Origin of the sequence: Flavobacterium sp. (genome assembly GCF_040382755.1) — a bacterium.
GTDB lineage: Bacteria > Bacteroidota > Bacteroidia > Flavobacteriales > Flavobacteriaceae > Flavobacterium.
Genome location: NZ_JBEIET010000186.1, coordinates 1 through 2,862, shown reverse-complemented (window position 1 = coordinate 2,862; position 2,862 = coordinate 1). Strand labels below are relative to the sequence as shown.

Below are 2,862 nucleotides of genomic sequence, written 5' to 3'. Positions count from 1 at the left end.
TTAAAAATAGTTGCATAGTAAAGTAAAAATTCTTTTCTTTGCACCCTTATTTAGAATAACGATATAAAAGTTTAGAATAATGTCAAGAGTTTGTGAACTAACAGGAAAAAGAGCAATGGTTGGAAACAACGTTTCTCACGCGATGAATAAAACTAAGAGAAAATTCTCTGTGAACTTAGTGAAAAAACGTTTTTACATTGCAGAAGAAGATAGATGGGTGAGCCTAAAAATATCTACAGCAGTATTAAAAACAATTAACAAAAATGGTATTGCTGCAGTTTTGAAAAAAGCTAAAGCAAATGGATTCGTAAAATCTGTTTAATCATTTAAAAATATATCAAAATGGCAAAGAAAGGTAATAGAATCCAAGTAATTTTAGAGTGTACTGAGCACAAAGAATCTGGTCAACCAGGAACTTCTCGTTATATCACGACTAAAAACAAAAAAAACACACCAGATAGAATGGAAATCAAAAAATTCAATCCTATCTTGAAAAGAGTAACTGTTCACAAAGAAATTAAATAATTAGAAGCTTAATTTAAGTTTCAAATAAAACATACTAAGTCATGGCAAAGAAAACCGTAGCAACTTTACAAACATCTTCTAAAAGATTAACTAAAGCAATCAAAATGGTTAAGTCTCCTAAAACTGGTGCTTATACATTTGTGGAATCAGTAATGACTCCTGAAGAAGTAGATGAGTTCTTAAAAAAGAAATAATCTGTAATTAAAGATATTAAAAAAGCTATTTTCATTTGAAAGTAGCTTTTTTTATTTTATTTTTGTTCCAACAATAATGAAAATCATATCATTATATACCAAATTAAATGAGTTTTTTTAAAAAAATATTTTCATCTAACAAAAGTGAACCTGTAATTACAGAACAGGAAAAGCAGCAATTAGACAAAGGATTAGAGAAAACAAAAACTTCTTTCTTTTCTAAACTAACAAAAGCCGTTGCCGGAAAGTCTAAAGTAGATGATGAGGTTTTAGATAATTTAGAAGAAGTACTTATTTCTTCCGATGTGGGTGTAAATACCACTTTAAAGATTATTCAACGTATTGAAAAAAGAGTTTCTCAAGATAAATATTTAGGTACAGATGAGTTAAATATTATATTAAGAGAAGAAATTGGTTCGTTGTTATCTGAGACCAATTCTGGAAACGAATCCGAATTCACCATTCCAAAAGATGTTAAACCTTATGTAATTATGGTTGTGGGCGTAAATGGTGTTGGAAAAACAACTACCATAGGAAAATTAGCATATCAATTTAAAAAAGCAGGATTTAAGGTTGTTTTGGGTGCTGCAGATACATTTAGAGCGGCTGCTATCGATCAATTGCAAATTTGGGCAGATAGAGTAGATGTACCAATGGTAAGACAGCAAATGGGTTCTGATCCTGCTTCTGTTGCTTTTGATACGTTACAATCTGCCGTAGCACAAAATGCCGATGTTGTAATTATTGATACAGCTGGACGTTTACATAATAAAGTAGGTTTAATGAATGAATTGACCAAAGTCAAAAATGTAATGCAAAAAGTAGTTCCAAATACACCAAACGATGTTATGTTGGTTCTTGACGGATCAACAGGACAAAACGCTTTTGAACAAGCCAAACAATTTACTGCAGCCACTGAAGTGTCTTGTTTAGCAGTAACTAAATTAGATGGTACTGCAAAAGGTGGTGTTGTTATCGGTATTTCAGATCAATTTCAAATTCCAGTTAAATATATTGGAGTAGGTGAAGGAATTGAAGATTTACAAGTTTTTAATAAAACAGAGTTTGTAGATTCTTTCTTTAATTAATTTTTACATTATGATTAATTTTTTTAAAAATATAACCAATTCAAAATTGTTATTTATAGCTTTAATTTCTGCTGTTTTAGCGTTTCCTTTTGATTTAAAGTTTTTAGGGTTTATGCAAAGTGAAAGTATTTTTATGTCGTTACGACTACTTTCTTTTATTTTGTTTATGTATGTAGCTATTAAAGTGATTAATGGTAAAACAAAAAAGCCAACGGGAAAGAATAAGTTTTAAAATTTTTATTTTAATCAGAATAACTTCTTTTATCTGTTTTAAAATAAATTACATAAAATATGTTTATAAACAAAAAGCCCAATTTCAATGAAATTGGGCTTTTAAATGTATACTAATTTAGAAATTACTTCGCAATATTTACTGCTCGAGTTTCTCTAATTACAGTTACTTTAACTTGACCTGGATAGGTCATTTCTGTTTGAATTTTGTGTGAAATTTCAAAGGATAGTGTAGCAGCTAAATCGTCTGAAACTTTTTCGCTTTCAACTAAAACACGTAATTCTCTACCTGCTTGAATAGCATATGCGTTTTTCACACCAGGGAAGCTGTAAGCTACTTCTTCTAAGTCTTTTAAACGCTGAATATAAGAATCTAATACTTGACGACGTGCGCCAGGTCTTGCTCCAGAAATCGCATCACACACTTGAATAATCGGTGAAATTAAATATTTCATTTCAATTTCATCGTGGTGAGCTCCAATAGCATTACAAACTTCTTCTTTTTCACCATATTTCTCAGCCCATTGCATTCCTAAAATAGCGTGAGGTAATTCACTTTCGGTATCTGGCACTTTTCCGATATCGTGTAATAAACCAGCTCTTTTCGCTAATTTTACGTTTAGCCCTAATTCTGCAGCCATTAAACCACATAATTTAGAAACTTCTCTTGAGTGTTGTAATAGGTTTTGTCCGTATGAAGAACGGTATTTCATTCTACCTACAATTTTAATCAATTCTGGGTGTAAACCGTGAATTCCTAAATCGATAACGGTACGTTTTCCTACTTCAATAATTTCTTCTTCAATTTGTTTTTTCGTTTTCTC

General features: G+C 30.7%; 6 protein-coding genes. 5 read left to right on the top strand and 1 reads right to left on the bottom strand.

Annotated elements, in window-relative coordinates; all coding sequences use genetic code 11:
- Positions 1-79 precede the first annotated feature (79 nt).
- From rpmB to ABWO04_RS10890, 5 genes are all read left to right on the top strand, one after another.
- Complete coding sequence (gene rpmB / locus ABWO04_RS10910) at positions 80-322, top strand: 50S ribosomal protein L28 (RefSeq protein WP_291241090.1); 243 nt, start codon at positions 80-82, stop codon at positions 320-322.
- A 20-nt stretch (positions 323-342) separates the two neighbouring features.
- On the top strand, positions 343-525 hold the full coding sequence (gene rpmG / locus ABWO04_RS10905; protein ID WP_091308983.1) for a 50S ribosomal protein L33: 183 nt from the start codon (positions 343-345) through the stop codon (positions 523-525).
- 41 nt (positions 526-566) lie between these two features.
- Positions 567-719: a DUF4295 domain-containing protein gene (locus ABWO04_RS10900; RefSeq protein WP_291241091.1), complete on the top strand. Its 153-nt coding sequence runs from the start codon at positions 567-569 to the stop codon at positions 717-719.
- Positions 720-826: 107 nt separating this feature from the next.
- On the top strand, positions 827-1,807 hold the full coding sequence (gene ftsY / locus ABWO04_RS10895; RefSeq protein WP_353079724.1) for a signal recognition particle-docking protein FtsY: 981 nt from the start codon (positions 827-829) through the stop codon (positions 1,805-1,807).
- 10 nt (positions 1,808-1,817) lie between these two features.
- Entirely contained in the window at positions 1,818-2,039 is a 222-nt protein-coding gene (locus ABWO04_RS10890; RefSeq protein ID WP_353079723.1) for a hypothetical protein, read from the top strand.
- A 124-nt stretch (positions 2,040-2,163) separates the two neighbouring features.
- Here the strand turns inward: ABWO04_RS10890 and ABWO04_RS10885 are convergent.
- Positions 2,164-2,862, bottom strand: a 699-nt coding sequence (locus ABWO04_RS10885) for an HDIG domain-containing metalloprotein (protein ID WP_353079722.1), incomplete at its 5' end; no start/stop codon positions are given.